The organism is Shewanella sp. 125m-1, from assembly GCF_052977065.1.
The window spans coordinates 64,465-82,400 of record NZ_JBRILT010000013.1 but is presented as its reverse complement, the minus strand read 5'-3'; the positions used below and the strand labels follow the sequence as shown (position 1 = coordinate 82,400).

Here is a 17,936-nt window from a genome sequence, read left to right as displayed (position 1 = left end):
ATTAGGAGCAGTAATGAAAGTTTGGGTCGATGCAGACGCGTGTCCGGGTGTAATTAAAGAGATGTTATTTAGAGTGGCAGACAGAGCCAAAGTAGAAGTAACGCTGGTGGCTAACCATTGGATGCGTATACCGCCATCTCCCTATATCAACCTTGTTACTGTTTCTTCAGGCTTTGATGTGGCCGATGATGAAATCGTCAAACTGTTAACCGCAGGTGATTTAGTGATCACAGCAGATATTCCACTGGCGTCAGAAGTTATCGACAAAGGCGGTGTGGCACTCAACCCTCGCGGCGAGCTCTATACCGAGCAAAACATCAAATCAATTTTAAATATGCGTGATTTTATGGACACTATGCGTGCCAGTGGCGTTCAAACGGGTGGGCCAGCTGCGATAGGTGCGAGTGATAAGCAAGCATTCGGTAATCAGTTAGATCGGTTTATTACCAAACATCATAAGCCCTAACGTCTAAATGACTAAATGACTAAATGACTAAGTGACTAAGTGATAGTAGCGGCAAACGAATGCTAGAGATGTTTAATAATATTTGAAAGTGTGAAAGGAGAGCAAATAGCTCTCCTTTTTTAGTTTTTAGCCCTAATGCTTTTTTAGGAGATGATTTTTTGTAGAGGCAGCGAATCACTTTTTATCAGTCGTATTTTGTCGATTTTATGTTAGATAAGAAAACTGTCCAGGCGAGCTGATTAGCTTTTACTATAATGTCAGTAATCGAAGTTGATAATAGTACGTGGATAGTTGTTCTGTGTATTAGCAATGAATGGCTTGAGGTACTTTTCATAGAGTAGGTAGCAAAATGACCGAAATTAAAATCCGCCAAATAGGTACCGATCTAGGCTTAATATTACCGGCTGAAGTCGTGGAGCAATTGAACATCGGAGCTGGTGATAGCATTAGGCTCGAAACATTACCACATGGTTGCTATAGATTAGTCAAGATTGAGGAGCAACTCGCTGAGCAAATTACCTTAATTGAAAGCTATATGCATGAAGAAGATGCTTAATGGCGATTCATCAATGCTTAGAGGCTTAATAAGTACGCCATCTAATGGGGAAGCCCTGAAGCCCATTAATCATTGAGATAATTCCAATGATTAATTGAAAACGGCTTTCTTGAATGATACCAATCAGTATAAAGATGTGATCGCTTTGCGAGAGTGCAGCGTTTCTGGGCAAGAATATTAATTACTCCTCGGTAACGGCTCCTGCATTACTCTGCCTCACATAACCATAACCATAACCATAACCATAACCATAACCATAACTATAACTATATAAGGCAGCATTAACGACATTTACGCAACTGACCTCCACGCTCTGAAGCGTTCCTGCGTTTTAAAGGCATTTTCCCTGTCCCACAGTCACACAGTCCCTGTGGATTAAGTGTCTTAATGTATGTCAGAGATATACAAGTTCATGCTGCTCGCCACGAGCATAGTTAATCTAGATTTAAGCTCGTACACATCAGAAGTGCTTAATATCGCCTTGTAGGCGTATTTTGGGCTGCTTACTTCTTCGTTGCATGGCGGGGCAAAAAAGGACGAGCATTTCACATTCATTTGCCTTGAATTAGTGTGCTAAAACACTCTGAGTCGATCACTTCTTTATACTGTTCGGTTTAAGCCTAGTTAGAAAATACTGAAGTGAGTCTTGTTAATTAGATGAGTCCATACCAGCTGTTGATAGAAAATATTCTAATTACTAGCTGTTTAGTTGGTTGTAAATTAAGCTGTATCTTTGGTCTGTATGGTTGCCTTAAGGTTATTTCAAGGTTTCCTTTTTAGATGAAAAAACCACTCTTGGTTTCAGCGGTGTTATTTGTTGCTGCGTTTTTAACTTAATGTGGTTTTTCATATTAAAGTCAGGTCATTATTTTTGATTTTTTTTCAATTGTGTATTGCAGACTGTCTAACTATCTTCTATGTTGATTAGGTCAGCTGTGCATCACCAGCGAGTAGGAAATTTTATTTAATTCAATGGAGTAAAATACAATGCCTCTTCATGCAAAAGATTCTGTGCGAGACGACCTTCTCGATGATATTTTCTCATCGACAGATTTAGCATTATCTATGCCGAAATATAAGATGCCTGATCAGGAAAATAATCCTCGTCATGCATATCAAATTGTACACGATGAGCTAATGATGGACGGGAACTCTCGCCAGAATTTAGCAACATTTTGTCAAACCTGGGTTGAAGATGAAGTCCATCAATTGATGGATGAATGTATCGATAAGAATATGATCGATAAAGATGAATACCCTCAAACAGCAGAACTTGAAGCCCGCTGTGTGCATATGCTCGCAGATCTATGGAATTCACCGGATGCGGAAAATACTTTAGGTTGCTCGACTACCGGTTCAAGCGAAGCGGCGATGTTAGGCGGTATGGCGCTTAAGTGGGCCTGGCGCAAGAAAATGAAAGCCTTGGGTAAGCCGACTGATAAACCCAATATGGTTTGTGGCCCGGTGCAAGTGTGTTGGCATAAGTTTGCTCGATATTGGGATATTGAATTACGTGAGATCCCGATGGAAGGCGATCGCTTAATTATGAATGCTGAAGAAGTGATTAAGCGATGCGATGAAAATACCATCGGTGTTATTCCCACTTTAGGCGTCACCTTCACCTGTCAATATGAACCAGTAAAAGCGGTGCATGAAGCACTCGATAAACTCCAGCAAGATACCGGTCTTGATATTCCTATTCATGTAGATGCTGCTAGTGGTGGATTTTTAGCGCCATTTTGTCAACCGGATCTCGAATGGGACTTTAAACTTCCACGCGTTAAGTCAATTAATGCATCAGGGCATAAATTTGGCTTGAGCCCTCTAGGTGTAGGTTGGGTTATTTGGCGAGATGCTTCAGCATTAGATCAAGACCTAATTTTTAACGTGAATTATTTGGGCGGTAACATGCCGACCTTCGCGCTAAACTTCTCTCGCCCTGGTGGGCAGATCGTGGCTCAATACTATAATTTCTTACGCTTAGGTAAAGAAGGCTACAGAAAGATCCATCAGTCTTGTTATGACACAGCTCAATACCTGTCGAGTGAGATTGAAAAGTTGGGTATGTTCGAAATTATCTATGATGGTCATGGCGGGATCCCTGCGATGAGTTGGTCATTAAAAGAGGGGGTTGACCCTGGATTCAACTTATTTGATCTCTCGGATCGTATTCGCTCTAGAGGTTGGCAGATAGCGGCGTATGCTATGCCACCGAAAAGAGAAGACCTTGTCATTATGCGTATTTTGGTTCGTCATGGCTTTAGCCGCGACCAAGCAGACTTGCTCGTAGTAGACTTAAAGCATTGTGTTGAGTTCTTTGCTAAGCATCCTATTTCTCATAATAGTGATTCTGAAGAGTCATCCGGCTTTAATCACGGTTAACTAATTTGAAGGCCATCTACCAAGATGGCCTTTTTTATACAGCTTAGTCCGCTCTATCGTGATGTACCTTTCTGAACGATTAATTCTTTATTAGTTATTTCGCCGATAACCCCCTTCGTATTCTATTCTATCATTTTTATTTTTTGGTTATTAATAGCTTTGAGATCAGCTGCTGCGCCGACTCCTTTGCGACAGGCTTGGTTCTTGGCAAGGAATATTGTTTTATCTCGTGATTTCCGAACAGGTAACTCACTCCTATTACGTCATACCCGCCAAATATTAGACAAAGTCGTTTCACTACTTTGATCACAAATCCCTTTTTTACAGATCGTAGCTGTTGATTATTCAGTTTATTAAGCATACCCTTAGCATAAGTTTGAACTAAAGTTTGGTATCCAAACAAATGTTTGTTTGGCCGTGTTGACGGGATAATAACAATGACAGAACGCGAACTCGAGATACTAGCACTACTTAAACAAGATCCTTTGATCCCGCAGCAAAACATTGCCGATCAATTAGGGATTAGTCGCTCTGCTGTAGCCGGGCACATCATGAATTTAACCCATAAAGGTGTGATAAAAGGTAAAGGGTATATTCTTGCTGAATCACGCTACGCCATCGTTATCGGTGGTGCCAATATGGACATTCTTGGGCGCCCTCTACATACCCTACAGGTAGGCGACTCTAATCCTGGTAGCGTAACTTGCTCACCGGGTGGGGTAGGCCGAAATATCGCAGAAAACTTAGCTAGATTAGGCTCTGATACTCACCTTATTAGTGCGTTAGGAAAAGACACTTATGGTCAGATGATCATGAGTCAGTGTCAGCAAGCCGGCATTGATATGAAAGGCTGTATTCATCTGGATGAATTTGCCACATCAACTTACCTTTCAGTGCTAGATGGTGACAGCGATATGCATGTTGCGATCAATGACATGGCTATTTTAGACAGGCTAAGCGTAGCTGTGCTAAAGACTCACGAAGAAGTGTTAAGACGAGCAGAGCTGATTATTGTCGATGCCAACCTTTCGGCAGAGTCTTTGGAATATATTTTAAGTAACTTCTCCGACAGACCTATTTTTGTTGATACCGTTTCTTGTGCAAAGGCCAAGAAATTAGCGCCATTCTTAAGCTCCATTCACACCCTCAAACCAAACCTTAAAGAAGCCGAGCAACTTTCTGGAATTAGTATTAAGAGTCATGATGAATTACCTCAATTAGCTAATTGGTTCCACAGCCAAGGCGTGAAACGCATTTTCTTAAGTCTAGGCGCAGATGGCGTGTTTTATAGCGATGAGGGCATACAAGCCTTAGTCCCTGCTATGACGGTGTCTATGGTCAACGCAAATGGCGCGGGAGATGCTTTCCTCGCGGGGTTAGCCCATGGCTGGATCCAAGAGTGGGACACTGAAGAATCTACACAATTTGCTATGGGAGCCGCGGTTGTCGCGTTATCTCACTTAGCCACTATAAACCCTAATATGTCAGAAATTTCCGTTAAGCGCGTTATCAAGGAGTCGTTATGTTAGAGCAGTACCTAGATATTAATCCAGAAGTTGCAGCCGCATTAGCAGCAGGTAAGCCAGTCGTTGCATTAGAGTCGACCATTATTTCTCACGGCATGCCTTACCCGCAAAACGTAGAAACGGCGCTTAAAGTAGAGCAGATTATTCGTGATAACGGTGCCGTACCCGCAACTATCGCTATTTTAAAGGGTCGCTTGAAAGTGGGTATGACTCATGAAGAGATCGAATACCTAGGTAAAGCCGGCTTAGATGTGATTAAAACAAGCCGTCGTGACATTCCATTTATTGTTGCTAAGCAAGTTGATGGTGCAACGACTGTCGCATCGACGATGATCTTAGCTCAAATGGCAGGGATAAAAGTGTTCGCTACTGGTGGCATTGGTGGTGTACATCGTGGTGCACAACAAACGTTTGATATTTCTGCCGATCTTCAAGAGCTAGCCAGTACCGACGTAGCGGTAGTGTGCGCTGGTGCTAAGTCTATTTTGGATATCGGTTTAACCCTTGAATACCTAGAGACTCAAGGTGTACCTGTTGTTGGTTATCAAACCAGTACTTTGCCCGCTTTCTATACCCGTGAAAGTGAGTTCGGTGTTGATTACCAGCTAGATACCCCTGCGCAAATTGCAGCAGCAATGAAAGCTAAATGGGATATGGACCTAAAGGGCGGTTTGGTTATCGCTAACCCAATTCCAGAAGCACACCAGCTAGACCGAGCTATGATTGACCAGGTGATTGCAGATGCTGTTGCTGAAATGGACAGTAAAGGTATTTTTGGTAAGGCTTCAACGCCATTCCTACTGGCTAAAGTGGCAGAAACCACAAAAGGCGTCAGCTTAGCGGCTAACATTGAACTTGTGTTTAATAACGCAAAACTAGCGGCTAGCATTGCGGTTGAATACGCGAAGTAAACTGTTTTTGAAAGTAAAAATAAAAAAGGGGGAGCTAATTAGCTCCCCCTTTTTTGCTACAAAAATATTAGTTCTGTAGGATAGTTGCCGTGTTACCGAATCCACCCGTTTGAGTGATAGATGCTGTATCACCTGTACCATACTGAGTAATCGTTGCAGTATTATGTGCAGCAATATCACCAAAACCGTCTTGGGTGATATTAGCTAGGTTGCCATCACCTTGCTGATCGATATACGCATCGTTATATTCACCGCCAAGTTGGTTAACGAAAGCTTCGTTATCAGCGCCTGTTTGGTCTATGTCGGCCATACCAAATTCACCGTATTGTTGAACGCTAGCGACGTTTAACGTGCTGGTTTGCATAATATCCGCGTTGTTAGCTTCACCACTCTGAGTAACCGTCGCATCTAAATCAACACCTTCTTGGTTGATGAGTACTGAGCCACCAATAGTATCTGTTTGAGTCACTAAAGCCGTTAGTTCTGAGCCGTTTAGCTGGTTAACGGTAGTAAATGTACCGCTAACACCTGATTGTTCAACTGTAATGCTTGAATCCGCAGCTGCATTTTGTTGTGCAGTCACGTTTCCGCTAACACTCGCATTGAGTTGCTTTACTGTGACAACAGAGTTATCTGACTCGTTTACTTGGTCAATATCAACAATGTTGCTATCACCATTTTGCTCTACAGTAGCCATAGCTTCAAACGAAGTGTCTTGATTAATATTGACGTTGTTCGAGTTACCCGTTGTGGTAATTGTTGCTGATGCAGGCTCGTGCCAGCCAAAACCAAACTGACGAATAACCGTTGAATTGTCGTTGCCCGTTGCGCTGATAGAGGCTGCACTGTTATCTACGTGCTCTTGATTGACTGAGCCCATGTTACCTGTACCGTCTTGTGAAACGGTAACGTTAGAGGTGTAGGCGTGCTCTTGGAAAACAGTCATGCTGTTATTACTGCCATTTTGGCTAACAGAGGCTGTAGAGTCTGTCGTGTAATCAGTTTGAGTCACATTGATGGTGTTAGCTGTACCGTTAGACTGGCTTGCGGTAATGCTTGAGTTAGAGTCGCTCTCTTGCAATGTCGTAATGGTAGAGTTATCAGCCGTTGTTTGCGTCGCAATAACTGAGGCGTTGTTTGTTGTTTGAGTTGCAAATACTTTTGAATTTACAGAATCGGCTAATTGGTTAACGGTTGCAGTGTTATCGTTACCTGTTTGTGTTACGTCTGCCAATGCATCTGTAGATAGATCTTGATTGGTTGAAGCCGTATTGCGCTGACCACTTTGGCTAATTGTTGCGCCTGCTGGGTTATGAATACCAAAACCATGCTGACGAATATCAGCGCTGTTGGTGTCGCCTGTTTGGCTTACGTTTGCAGCGCTATCATTGACATGTAACTGATTAACTATCGCGCTATTGTTGTTACCGTCTTGGATAACATCAGCCGTGCTATTGAAGTTATGCTCCTGGTTTACTATCGCAGAATTTGGACCCAGGCCAGACTGAGTCACATTGACTGTTGAACCATCACCGTCACCCACTTGGCTCACTGTTGCAGTTTGAGCAGAACCCGACTGTGTCGTGTTAGTGGTATTGTTATCACCTTCTTGAGTGATTGTCGCTGTTTGGTTTGCACCAGACTGGAGTGCTGTAGCGGTATTACCGTTACCTACCTGGCTAGTATTAGCGAGCTGAGCTGCACCAGATTGAGTTGTAGATGCTGTGTTTGAGTTGCCATCTTGACTAATAGTTGCATTATTAGCTAGGGCTAACGCTGGATTTAGAGCGATTGCGACAGCGGCTGCAATAGGGAGTAGCTTTCTCATGAGTCATATCCTTAATTTGATTAATGTAAAAGTCCAGTTTTAAATTCTGTAGATCTGTGTTTTAGCGGCATTATGAGCTTTGTACTTGCCGATGAGTATGCAGGTCAGGAGTGTTTGTAGCGTCCAGCATTGGTATTAAAGCTGTGATTCTTAACTACTAATTTAGATTCGTAAGCTAGTATTTTTGTCTACTGCCTTTTGTTGGGGTTTCAGTGTTTTATCTAATTTTTTAGTGGGTTAACGTAATTATTGTTGGTGAGCATTTATTGGGTTTGCGCTTGCTGCTATCACTTTAGTCGTACTGGTATGATTAATATGTCATCAACAGGCGCTTACCTTGAGCTGCTCGTGAGGGGGAGACAAACAGTTGGCTCGTTACTGATATACATAGTGATATCAAGGGGTGAATAGATGTTGCAATTTGTTTATGATATCGCTACTCAGTCGTTAATTGTCGTTAATTGTCGTTAATTGTCGTTAATTGTCGTTGGTTCGATAAGGATTGGGCGTTAAGTGGGTATTAGGTGATATTAAAGATATGAAATCTTGGCTATTTACTGATACTTCTTTTTACTTTTGCTTAGGGATGAACTCATTGTCATGGAACCCCAGTTAATTGAAATTAAAGATTTTGTCTCTTTTACTTTAGCGATAATTGCTTTGTTTATTGGTAAAAGCATTATTTCTCGCTACGAATTGCTCAGGAAGTACAGTATTCCTGAACCCGTCGTTGGTGGCTTCGCCTGCGCTGCAATCGTGGGTATTCTCTATTATGCCTTTGATATTCAAATTGAGTTTAACTTGAGTGTTCGAGACACCTTACTCTTATACTTTTTTGCGGGTATTGGCTTAAAGGCAGATTTTGCGACCTTAATTAAGGGCGGCAAACCGTTACTTATTCTCATCGTTCTAGCCAGTGTTTTCATCTTCTTACAAAACTTCACCGGCGTAACCATTGCCTCCTTATTTGGCCTAGATCCAAAGGCTGGCTTGATGTCGGGTTCTATTTCATTGATTGGCGGAGTGGGAACCGCAATGGCTTGGACGCCAACCTTTGTTGAAGAGCTTGGGATTGTGAATGCCAGCGAGCTCGGTATAGCATCAAATACGTTAGGGCTTATATCTGCCTGTGTGATTGGTGGTCCAATTGCGGCATATTTGATGAAGCGACACAATGTGAAAGCCAATCCAGACTCAGATCTTGATATTGGTACCAGCCATCAAGCCGGCTCATCGCATATTAAGGTCGATTATTTTGGTGTGTTACGTGCTTGGTTATGGCTCAACGTTACACTAATTATTGGCTATTTTATTGATTTATCGCTGCAAGAAGCTGGCGTTAAGCTTCCGATGTTCGTTGCCTGTCTATTAGCCGGCATTATTATCGGTAATGTGGGCAGGGTTATTATCAACCGTAGAGCGGTCAAAGATAGAACCTATTTAGATGATGCTTCACAAGGCTTGTCACTTATTCAAGATATCTGCCTAGGTATGTTCTTAACCATGGCTTTGATGAGCCTTAAAATCTGGGAATTAGAAGGTAGCTTACTGTATATCTCGGTGGTTATGTCTGTGCAGGTATTCTTGTCAGTGATGTTTACCATTTTCGTGGTGTTCAGAATGATGGGTAAAGACTATGAGGCTGCGGTGATCTGCTCTGGTTTTGGTGGCGTCACACTTGGGTCGACAGCAACGGCGATTGTTAACATGACCGCGGTGACACAGCAATATGGTGCCGCCCACAGGGCCTTCATTATCGTACCGTTAGTCTGCGGCTTCTTTATCGATATTATCAATGCCATGATCATCAACTTGTTCGTCTATTTTTAAGTTTTATTCTTTTAAGCTTAAATCATTTTTAAATTGCCAAAGCGGCAGGTAGAAGGGAGCAAATGCTCCCTTTTTTTATTAGGTTGGGTGAACCTTTTACTCAGCTGCATCGTCTTTATTCAAACAGATAAAGGAGCCGTTTATCTGCATTCAACATGGAACGATTAAGTCGCGTTTGTTCAGAGCCTGAGAGCTGCTAAAGCAAGTGTTAGAGCCCGGCGGTTAGAAAAGACATCTAGAAAGAAGCGTTAGCACAAGAGACACAAATAGGAGCAAACTTATGGATATCGATGAGAAAATCCGCAAGCAATTACTAAAAGAATCTGAGCAGCTAAGTAGTCAACTTAAACGCGGCCCAAGCCTGTTTACTATGTTGGGCGATGCTTATAAGGGGCGTTTAGGCGGCTGGATGATATTAATGAGCATTATTGCCTTTGTGCTGAGCTTGCTTATGTTGTGGTCAGGCTATCAATTCTTTTTTGTCGTCGTCAGTTCGGTGGCGCTAATCAAGTGGGGGGTGACGTTGCTGTTGGCAAGTATGATGCAGATCGCGATTAAGATGTGGATCTATAACGAGATGAATCGTAATGCGACTGCACGAGAGATTAAAAGGCTTGAATTAGCGGTTGTGAAACTTCAAGGCGACAAAGAGTGATTACAGCGTGGATGGGTTAAAAGTCCACGCTTTTCTATATTAAACCAAAATGTACAATTGCTTATAAAAGCTCTGCCACGATACGCTTGAGCAAAAAGGTTTCTCGTTCAATCGACATACCTTTTTTAGGGCTGTTAGCCATGGTGTGCTCGTTATGGGCGATGGCCTGGTGAATATTTATCCACACTGGGGTCATACCATTTTGGATCTCATGGGCCTCTAATTTTGTTTCGCCAAGCTCGGCATGAATATCGCAAACAAAGCAGAACGATTCCATATGTACCACATCAAAACCATCTCTATTCCAGGGCCTAAACTCTTCATATAGGCCAAATTCACTGATGATCTCGATATGCTTCGCCCCAGTTTCCTCTTCTAATTCACGAATAAGTCCGCTTTGAATATCTTCACCGTCATCAACGCCACCACCTGGAATACTGTAGTCATGGTAGCGCTCGGTGTAGAGCATTAAGATCTCTTCGCCTTTAAGAATAACCCCTCGAGCCGCTTGACGGTGAAAGCTTTTAGTCGCAAGTTCATCTGTGGCAAGGTGGGCGATGTCGGCGTGAATGGTCGATTTTAACAGGCGCATGGGTCAGCTCAGCTCGTATTGGTTAAGGGGGACTAAATGAAAGATGCGGGATTATACCCTATAGCGACAAAGTGGGGGTAACCGGCTTACCGCTGCAAATGACGGGCTGTTTACCAGTTGCGTGCAGGGAAACTTATTGAGCGGTTAAGGCTCGATAGTCTGCAATAATCAGTTCAATCTCTGCTTTTTCATTTTGCTGCTCGATTGTTAAATTAGCCTTTTCTAAACCTAGAGCCATTCTGTGGTAATGCTTTAAGGTACTCTGTAAGTAAGCTTTATCTAGCTCACGGCTATGATCCCACATTATTGAGCCAACAGGGCTTATTGTTTCTTGGCTGCTGCTTGATAAATGCAAGATCTCGTAGAAACGCTTATTTTCTTGGATTAATTGCTCATGCACTAGGCCTAAACCGAGTTTCTGCATCTGTGCACGGACGGTATAAATATGGTGCACAGGGCAAAGGATAAACTCAAGTGAATGCTCTGGGTGGCGTGTAACAATTTGCTGCAGGAGTTCAACCGTCAGTTCGCCACCAACGCCAGCGATGATAATCAATTGACGCTGCTCTTTAGCGCCTAAATCGAGTTTAGCCACATCTAAGCAATGCACTTGCCAGCAGCTTTTAGGACTTGTTACAGGCGTTTGCTCTTCTTTGTTTGCATCGGGATAAAACCGCTGTAGTTTACTTTTCACCTCAGCCATCAAGCTTGGCACTACATCGACAAAGTGGATATGACTTGCCGCGCCTCGTTGTAGTAATGCCGCGCCTAACAAGCCATGATCGCAGCAGCAATCCCAAATCTGATCATAGTGGGTGTTAATCAGGCTGTTGATATATTGGAGGCGTTTGCTGAGCTTCAAAGGTATTCTCGATGACAGGGTAAAAGGCCGCTATGTTAAGGGCCATTATTTTAAAGGATGCTATTTTAAAGGATGTTATAGGTATGGAGTCAATAGCCATGCCGGCTATAGCATCTCTTTATTAGCAACCAAAGTGACACGTTGAGGCGATGCTGCATTGGACTCTAATGCTGATAGAGCATGCGCCAACATGGCATTCGCCACTTTTTCAGCCTCAATGGGGTGATATTGTCTCAGCGCGCCAATAAATAGCGGTGAGACTAAGCGAGATAATGACTTACCCAGATCTTCTAATACTCGTGTATTCGAACGCTCTCCTAAAAGCAGGCTTGGCTGAAATAACCATAATCGCTTAGGTGATGTGGGTTGTTGGTTTTTATTCAATAAGCTCGCAAGAGCCTCTTGGGTTTCGCCTTTGACGCGATTATAAAATGTTTTTGACTGGCTGTTTGCACCAAGGGCGGTCACGACATAGTTGTTACTGGCTTCGCACTTGGCAATAAAATCGATACAGGCTGTTTTATCCACGGCGATAAAGGCTTGTTGGCTACCAGCTTGCTTGATGGTGGTGCCGAGACAACAAAAGGCATGACCGACTGTAAATGGAAGCTCGAGAGAGGAAAGTTCATTAAGTTGGCATTGTAAAAATGTGACTTGAGTGTTTTGTGTTAATCGGTATTTTGGCTGATTTCTACCGAGTACTAAAATGTGCTCATAGCATCCTGAATCGATCAATTTTTGTAGCAGTAATTGGCCTATGAGTCCTGTGGCACCTATGATAGCAGCGTTCATTTTGGTAGTGTCGAGTTGAATATGAATAGCCTAAGTGTAGAGAGCGCGCAGAGGGAAGCAAATACTTTTTGCTGCCAAGGAAAATAGCGCGATTAACCGGATTGACCAAAAAGGCCTGTAATCACAGGCCTTTTATATTTTGATCTTGGCGACGCGTCTATTTATGTAATGCGGTCAGCTTAGCGATTTCAATAATCGTCTTGCTAGCTTGCTCCATCGACTCAAGACACAGGTATTCATGCTTGCCGTGGAAGTTATGCCCACCAGTAAATATATTTGGACAAGGCAAGCCCATATATGACAGGCGTGAGCCGTCTGTCCCACCACGAATCGGCTTAATAATGGGTTCTATGTTTAAGTTTTGCATCGCTTGTTTAGCGATATCGATAATATGTGGGTGGGGTAAAACTTGTTGTTTCATATTCAAGTAGGAGTCTTGAATATCTATGGTTAATTTACCGATAGCAAGCTCGGCATTATATTTTTCAACAACCTCAGCCAACCAGCGTTTTCTCTGCTCAAAAAGCGCAAAGTCGAAATCTCGAATGATATAAGTCAGTGTCGCTTTCTCGGTAACGCCTTCCATGCCAAGTAGGTGGAAGAAACCATCATAGTCTCGGCTGTATTCCGGTGTATCTTTTAGCGGCATTTTTGCGTGGAAACGCGCCGCAATAGTTTGGGCATTAACCATCACGCCATAGGCGGTACCGGGGTGACAGTTGTTTCCCGTGGCGGTGATTATTGCAGTGGCAGCGTTAAAGTTTTCATATTCAAGCTCGCCAACTTGACCACCGTCAACAGTGTAAGCCCACTGGGCACCAAAGCCCTCGACATCAAAATGATCGGCGCCGCGGCCAATCTCTTCGTCTGGGGTGAAGCAAAGTCTTATTTTACCGTGAGGGATCTCTGGGTGAGTTACAAGGTGGTGCAATGCACTGATGATCTCTGCGATGCCAGCTTTGTCGTCTCCGCCGAGTAAACTGTTGCCGTCGGTGGTGATAAGGGTTTGGCCGATATATTGCTTTAGACTGGTAAATTTCTCTGGCGACAGTACAGCCTCAAGGCCTAATTGAATCTCTTTGCCATCATATTTTTCAATGATTTGCGGCGATACATTCTCTCCGCTGTAGTCAGGAGCGGTATCTAAATGCGCAATAAATCCGATGCAAGGAGCGCCTTCTACGTTGCTAGGTACCGTTGCGGTTAAGTAGCCTTTGTCAGAGAGTTGCACATCGTCAAATCCAAGGCTAATAAGCTCTTGACGAAGATGTTGTGCAAAAACAAATTGGCTGTCTGTGCTAGGTACACTTTGGCTATTGCCGTCAGATTGAGTATTAAAACTGACGTAGCTTAAGAATCGCTCAAGTAGTTGCTGCTTCATAATCATGGTTTCTAAAATAGCAAAAAGTGACCAGAGTCTAACAAGGGCAATTGTGAATTCATTAGATATTGATCAAGTTTTTCCTAATGGGTGAATATTTCGTTATGGATAACCGCCACAATTGAGTGTCATTAACGCTATTTCAGTTATATTGTGGCACGGGCTTAGTGATTAGAGAAAAATGAGATGGATATAGGTTGGCTGCAGTTAGGCCTATTTATGTTAGTGCTAGTGATCCCTATCGCGATAGGTCGATATTTTCGTCTAGCGCTCACTTTTGATATGGCTTGGGCGGTGCTGCGTATGACTGCTCAGCTGGTGCTGGTGGGCTTGTATCTACAGTATTTATTTATACTCAATAATCTTTGGGTCAATTTAGCTTGGCTAATGGTGATGTTACTTGTGGGAGCGAGTGCGATTATCAGCAAAGCAAAGTTACCTAAGAAGTTACTCTACTTTCCGGTTTTATCAGGCTTAGCTTTGGGAATGTTCCCTGTACTGTGGTTGATGATGGTCTATCTATTATCGCCAGAGCCCCTTTATGCCGCGCAATTCTTAATTCCTACCGCAGGTATGTTGCTGGGTAACTGTTTAAGCGGCAATATTGTGGCGCTGCAGCGGTTGTTTGGAGCCTTTAATGATAGAAAGGCTGAATATCAAGGTGCATTGGCGCTGGGCGCTTTACCGAGTCAGGCAAGCTTGCCATTTGTGCAAATGGCGATGCAGCAATCTTTCGCACCGATCTTGGCCTCAATGGCAACCATGGGGTTAGTGACGCTGCCCGGCATGATGACGGGACAGATTTTAGGGGGAGTCGATCCGTTAATCGCCATCAAGTATCAGATAGTGATTTCAGTTGCGATTTTTGTCACCCTGTCAATATCGGTATCAACCACTCTTGTGCTGTGTATTCGAAGTGCTATTACCCATACTGGCCGAGTGAGAGTGAGTCTTTAGCTGGCTTAGCGGTAACGCAGCGCCACAGGGCTTATCACTATTACTATCAAAAACGTGGCGAGTAGATAAAAAATGGCTGCTCAACATCTTAAGTTGGCAGCCATTATTACTGATAGCTAGTACTGTTCTAAAAAGCGTACTGCTCGAAAAAGCATACTGCTCGAAAAAGCATACTATCCCCAAATAGCATATTTTCCGCAATAGAGCGCTCAGTGCTAAAGCACAAGCTCCATATCAAGTTCTATATCCGTACAACCTTTCTTGCAGCAAATACCTGAAACACTCTCTTCTTGCCCCCTAACTGGTAGCTTCATTTCAAGTGCTTGATTGCACACAGGGCACAGAACAGTGTTACCTTTAAATACTCTTTTAATAAGGTTTTTTTGTTCGATAAAAGATTTTGCTGTGGTGTCATTGATCACCGAGAAATCCATTTTTGCCATAGGAGTTATTTACCTTTGTATTCACTATTCACAATATTGATTGTGTCTTCTAACGCCGAGTATATCTAGGCTTTCAGAGGTAATAAAGCCCTACAGCCACGACAAATAGATATTCTGGTGCAAAACTAAAGATCTACATCAAGTTTCTTAATTGAGGCTATGGGGTTGTCTGAGTATAATGGTGCGCTAATTGTTATCGAAGAACGTGAATCTAAAAATCATGAGTGAAAATAAGCCAATTAATGCGCTCGATAAGGCTCCTGAGGAAGTAAAGCTCGCAGTCGATCTTATCTTTCTACTGGAGAATAACCAGATTGCTACTGACGTTGCATTGGCTGCGTTAGAGATTGTAAAAAAGGATCTACAAGCAAAACGAGTAAAATAAATATTAATTTAGATTTTTGCCTATTTAACACCTATTAACCATTTATCAGACTTAAGCCCTGCTATTACTGCTGCTGATAGATTTAAATTATGATGCGTTTTCCTCTTGACGGACCCAAGCATGACTATTTCGCTACTCGACCTTTTTGCACTATTTTGTTTTATAACTAGCTGGGTCGGCTATGCACTCTTTGCCAAACGCAAAGCTAAAAACACTAACTGTATTGCCCGCTGCTTGCATCAGCATCGTATTCACTGGATGTATGAGTTGCTAAAGCGAGAAGTGCGAGTTAGTGAAGCGGCGCTGCTGGCAAACCTTGAGCGCAATATCGCTTTTTTTGCCTCGACCACCATGTTTGTGCTCGCGGGTGTGTTAACCCTGTTTGCTCAGGCTGAGCGACTTGAGGCTGTTATAGCAACGATACCGTTTGCGGCCGCCCCAAATCATGCATTAGTTCAAGTCAAGCTAGGTATGCTGACCTTTATCTTTGTGTTGGCTTTTTTCGAATTTACTTGGTCAATGCGTCAATATGGCTTTTTAAATGTGATGGTGGGAGCCGCGCCTGTTGATAAGCTTGGGAACAATGAAAACCTTTGTGCTTACGCTAAGCAGATGGCTGTGGTACAAGATCAAGCTGCACACTCTTATAATTATGGTTTACGTTGTTATTATTTTTCGATGGCAGCCCTGTGTTGGTTCTATCATCCATTAGTGTTGATTTGCGCGAGTATTTTGGTTGTCATTATCCTTTACCTACGCGAGTTTAAATCAAAGGCTGTTGTTGCGATCACCAAAGGCCAAGATCTGTTAAAGCTTGAGCGAGATAATCGGGCTAAGGTGTCCTAATAGCGGCTTCGAAAATAGATTTAACATCAACCTGTGCATCGAGTTTTGAAGCAAGTAAGTAAATACCCGCTAATTTTCGATGAACGAAAATCGCATCGGCAGGCGGGGTATGCCATTTGTCAGCTTTTGTGCTCATCGACATACCCGCCGCTTTGATCCGTGTCGCGAGCGTGCTGTCGCCAAAATGATAGGCTTGCTCACTTCTGAGTGGTTCACAGGCTTGATAGAAAATATCTAGAATAACCGTTTTTTGCTGTTCACTAATGGCCTCTTGAAAGAAGCCAATCTTTTGGGCTGCCTCTTCCATTAACTCTCTGTTATTAACTTTGGCTGCACTCATGAGCTGTTTGTAATTGTCCGATAGCGGAGCCGGAATATCACGGGTGGCACCAAAATCGAGTAACACTATTTTCTGCTGTGAGTGTTGATACTGAAAATTGGCAAAGTTAGGGTCTGTTTGCACCAGCTTAAATTCAAATAATTCTCTAAAAAACAGCCTTAGCAGCTCACTGGCAACCGTATTGCGCACGCCTTGGCTTAAGTTCGCGACAGACTCAATGCTCTGTGCTTCGATAAAGTCCATAACCAGAATGTCTGCCGTGCATAATTCATCATAGGTTGATGGCAACACAAATGTCTCTTCATCGGCAATAAGGCGTTTGTAGCGTTTTAACATGGTGAGCTCGGCGTGGTAATCGGCCTCAATATGTAACTGTTTTTTAGCTTCTAATAGTAATGCCTCAAACTGTAGACCTTGAGGGATTAATTGCGATATACGCAGCAGAGCTGCGACGTTGTCGATATCGCTATCAATACTATTACGGATCCCGGGATACTGGACTTTTACCGCAAGTTTGTTGCCATTTGCGAGGGTTGCTTGATGTACCTGACCGATTGACGCCGCTGCAAATGGACGTAATTCGAAATGTGCTAAAGGTGCTAACCAATCTTCTCCCCAGTTTTGTTTTAACACGGCGACGAGTTGTTTATGGGGCATGATTTTGGCGTCAGATCTTAGTCTTGCTAACAAAGCACTCAGCTCTTTTGGCATTAGCTCGCCAGAATCCATAGACAGCATTTGGCCGACTTTCATGGCCGCTCCTCTCATCTGAGCAAGCTTATCGGCAATATGGCCAATATTTGTCGGTGTTAGCACTAAATCTTGTAACTTAGGTGATTGACCCTGACTCAGTTTTTTGGCGCCCTCGACAGCAATACTTCCCGCTAATCGCGACGCTAAACCGCTTAAGGAGGTGAGTCGCGATAGCCGACTACTGGGGACTTTAGCTGTTTGGGATTTTTTCATCTGTAGGCCTTTATCCAAAGTGGAGTAGGGTTAAGTCAAAATACAATGTTATATCAATACGCTCTGTCAATACGCGATAAAGCGAGTATGGATCATTGAACCGATAGCCAAACACATTGAGGCAGATTGGTTTATGCATGCCTTGCTCTATGCCTTTCTCTATGCCCGTGAATCGTATAGTATTGCGGGCTATTTTTCAGCGGCAATTAGGAACAAGA

17 protein-coding genes are annotated in these 17,936 nt (G+C 43.1%); 10 read left to right on the top strand and 7 right to left on the bottom strand.

Features of this window, described 5'->3' with window-relative positions:
• Positions 1-13 precede the first annotated feature (13 nt).
• The 5 genes from ACVBIK_RS08365 to ACVBIK_RS08345 all read left to right on the top strand — a co-directional run bounded on the left by ACVBIK_RS08365 (position 14) and on the right by ACVBIK_RS08345 (position 5,841).
• Positions 14-466 (top strand): YaiI/YqxD family protein, encoded by a 453-nt coding sequence (locus tag ACVBIK_RS08365; protein WP_447160022.1) that lies wholly within the window; start codon positions 14-16, stop codon positions 464-466.
• Positions 467-815: 349 nt separating this feature from the next.
• On the top strand, positions 816-1,022 hold the full coding sequence (locus ACVBIK_RS08360; protein ID WP_447160021.1) for a hypothetical protein: 207 nt from the start codon (positions 816-818) through the stop codon (positions 1,020-1,022).
• Between the two features lie 987 nt (positions 1,023-2,009).
• Positions 2,010-3,404: a glutamate decarboxylase gene (locus tag ACVBIK_RS08355; RefSeq protein ID WP_447160651.1), complete on the top strand. Its 1,395-nt coding sequence runs from the start codon at positions 2,010-2,012 to the stop codon at positions 3,402-3,404.
• Between the two features lie 437 nt (positions 3,405-3,841).
• A complete protein-coding gene (locus tag ACVBIK_RS08350) occupies positions 3,842-4,933 on the top strand; it encodes a PfkB family carbohydrate kinase (RefSeq protein WP_447160650.1) in 1,092 nt (363 codons plus the stop codon).
• Positions 4,927-5,841, top strand: a complete 915-nt coding sequence (locus ACVBIK_RS08345) for a pseudouridine-5'-phosphate glycosidase (protein WP_447160649.1) — start codon at positions 4,927-4,929, stop codon at positions 5,839-5,841. Before ACVBIK_RS08350 ends, ACVBIK_RS08345 begins: the two co-directional genes overlap by 7 nt.
• Positions 5,842-5,908: 67 nt before the next feature.
• Here the strand turns inward: ACVBIK_RS08345 and ACVBIK_RS08340 are convergent, their stop codons facing one another.
• A complete protein-coding gene (locus ACVBIK_RS08340; protein ID WP_447163638.1) occupies positions 5,909-7,669 on the bottom strand; it encodes a beta strand repeat-containing protein in 1,761 nt (586 codons plus the stop codon).
• A 600-nt stretch (positions 7,670-8,269) separates the two neighbouring features.
• Between ACVBIK_RS08340 and gltS the strand changes: the two genes are divergently transcribed.
• Positions 8,270-9,499, top strand: coding sequence for a sodium/glutamate symporter (gltS, locus tag ACVBIK_RS08335; RefSeq protein ID WP_447160647.1), 1,230 nt, complete (start codon positions 8,270-8,272; stop codon positions 9,497-9,499).
• A gap of 280 nt (positions 9,500-9,779) precedes the next feature.
• Complete coding sequence (locus ACVBIK_RS08330; RefSeq protein ID WP_439267719.1) at positions 9,780-10,154, top strand: DUF6768 family protein; 375 nt, start codon at positions 9,780-9,782, stop codon at positions 10,152-10,154.
• A 61-nt stretch (positions 10,155-10,215) separates the two neighbouring features.
• Here the strand turns inward: ACVBIK_RS08330 and ACVBIK_RS08325 are convergent, their stop codons facing one another.
• From ACVBIK_RS08325 to pepT, 4 genes are all read right to left on the bottom strand, one after another.
• Complete coding sequence (locus ACVBIK_RS08325; protein WP_447160646.1) at positions 10,216-10,746, bottom strand: NUDIX hydrolase; 531 nt, start codon at positions 10,744-10,746, stop codon at positions 10,216-10,218.
• A gap of 133 nt (positions 10,747-10,879) precedes the next feature.
• A complete protein-coding gene (locus ACVBIK_RS08320; RefSeq protein ID WP_447169460.1) occupies positions 10,880-11,608 on the bottom strand; it encodes a tRNA (adenine(22)-N(1))-methyltransferase in 729 nt (242 codons plus the stop codon).
• 105 nt (positions 11,609-11,713) lie between these two features.
• The gene (locus ACVBIK_RS08315; RefSeq protein ID WP_447160644.1) at positions 11,714-12,400 is read right to left on the bottom strand and encodes a nucleoside-diphosphate sugar epimerase; all 687 of its coding nucleotides are present in this window, start codon (positions 12,398-12,400) and stop codon (positions 11,714-11,716) included.
• A 157-nt stretch (positions 12,401-12,557) separates the two neighbouring features.
• Positions 12,558-13,781, bottom strand: a complete 1,224-nt coding sequence (gene pepT / locus ACVBIK_RS08310) for a peptidase T (protein WP_447163636.1) — start codon at positions 13,779-13,781, stop codon at positions 12,558-12,560.
• Positions 13,782-13,967: 186 nt separating this feature from the next.
• Between pepT and ACVBIK_RS08305 the strand changes: the two genes are divergently transcribed.
• Positions 13,968-14,738 carry an ABC transporter permease gene (locus tag ACVBIK_RS08305; protein WP_447163635.1) on the top strand — a complete coding sequence of 257 codons (771 nt, stop codon included), beginning with the start codon at positions 13,968-13,970 and terminating at the stop codon, positions 14,736-14,738.
• A 215-nt stretch (positions 14,739-14,953) separates the two neighbouring features.
• On the opposite strand, the gene ACVBIK_RS08300 is transcribed toward ACVBIK_RS08305, so the two are convergent.
• A complete protein-coding gene (locus ACVBIK_RS08300; protein WP_447160641.1) occupies positions 14,954-15,181 on the bottom strand; it encodes a hypothetical protein in 228 nt (75 codons plus the stop codon).
• A gap of 190 nt (positions 15,182-15,371) precedes the next feature.
• Here ACVBIK_RS08300 and rsmS point away from each other — a divergent pair, with 190 nt between their 5' ends.
• Positions 15,372-15,566, top strand: a complete 195-nt coding sequence (gene rsmS / locus ACVBIK_RS08295; RefSeq protein WP_447160640.1) for a pleiotropic regulatory protein RsmS — start codon at positions 15,372-15,374, stop codon at positions 15,564-15,566.
• A 120-nt stretch (positions 15,567-15,686) separates the two neighbouring features.
• Positions 15,687-16,412 (top strand): DUF599 domain-containing protein, encoded by a 726-nt coding sequence (locus ACVBIK_RS08290; protein WP_447160639.1) that lies wholly within the window; start codon positions 15,687-15,689, stop codon positions 16,410-16,412.
• Here the strand turns inward: ACVBIK_RS08290 and ACVBIK_RS08285 are convergent.
• On the bottom strand, positions 16,399-17,718 hold the full coding sequence (locus ACVBIK_RS08285) for an ABC1 kinase family protein (protein ID WP_447169459.1): 1,320 nt from the start codon (positions 17,716-17,718) through the stop codon (positions 16,399-16,401). The genes ACVBIK_RS08290 and ACVBIK_RS08285 overlap by 14 nt on opposite strands.
• Between the last annotated feature and the right edge of the window lie 218 nt (positions 17,719-17,936).

Bases quoted from the DNA above. Each gene is read 5' to 3' on its own strand.
- ACVBIK_RS08365 (WP_447160022.1), top strand. From the start codon at position 14: ATGAAAGTTTGGGTCGATGCAGACGCGTGTCCGGGTGTAATTAAAGAG.
- ACVBIK_RS08360 (WP_447160021.1), top strand. From the start codon at position 816: ATGACCGAAATTAAAATCCGCCAAATAGGTACCGATCTAGGCTTAATA.
- ACVBIK_RS08355 (WP_447160651.1), top strand. From the start codon at position 2,010: ATGCCTCTTCATGCAAAAGATTCTGTGCGAGACGACCTTCTCGATGAT.
- ACVBIK_RS08350 (WP_447160650.1), top strand. From the start codon at position 3,842: ATGACAGAACGCGAACTCGAGATACTAGCACTACTTAAACAAGATCCT.
- ACVBIK_RS08345 (WP_447160649.1), top strand. From the start codon at position 4,927: ATGTTAGAGCAGTACCTAGATATTAATCCAGAAGTTGCAGCCGCATTA.
- ACVBIK_RS08340 (WP_447163638.1), bottom strand. From the start codon at position 7,669: ATGAGAAAGCTACTCCCTATTGCAGCCGCTGTCGCAATCGCTCTAAAT.
- gltS (WP_447160647.1), top strand. From the start codon at position 8,270: ATGGAACCCCAGTTAATTGAAATTAAAGATTTTGTCTCTTTTACTTTA.
- ACVBIK_RS08330 (WP_439267719.1), top strand. From the start codon at position 9,780: ATGGATATCGATGAGAAAATCCGCAAGCAATTACTAAAAGAATCTGAG.
- ACVBIK_RS08325 (WP_447160646.1), bottom strand. From the start codon at position 10,746: ATGCGCCTGTTAAAATCGACCATTCACGCCGACATCGCCCACCTTGCC.
- ACVBIK_RS08315 (WP_447160644.1), bottom strand. From the start codon at position 12,400: ATGAACGCTGCTATCATAGGTGCCACAGGACTCATAGGCCAATTACTG.
- pepT (WP_447163636.1), bottom strand. From the start codon at position 13,781: ATGAAGCAGCAACTACTTGAGCGATTCTTAAGCTACGTCAGTTTTAAT.
- ACVBIK_RS08305 (WP_447163635.1), top strand. From the start codon at position 13,968: ATGGATATAGGTTGGCTGCAGTTAGGCCTATTTATGTTAGTGCTAGTG.
- ACVBIK_RS08300 (WP_447160641.1), bottom strand. From the start codon at position 15,181: ATGGCAAAAATGGATTTCTCGGTGATCAATGACACCACAGCAAAATCT.
- ACVBIK_RS08290 (WP_447160639.1), top strand. From the start codon at position 15,687: ATGACTATTTCGCTACTCGACCTTTTTGCACTATTTTGTTTTATAACT.
- ACVBIK_RS08285 (WP_447169459.1), bottom strand. From the start codon at position 17,718: ATGAAAAAATCCCAAACAGCTAAAGTCCCCAGTAGTCGGCTATCGCGA.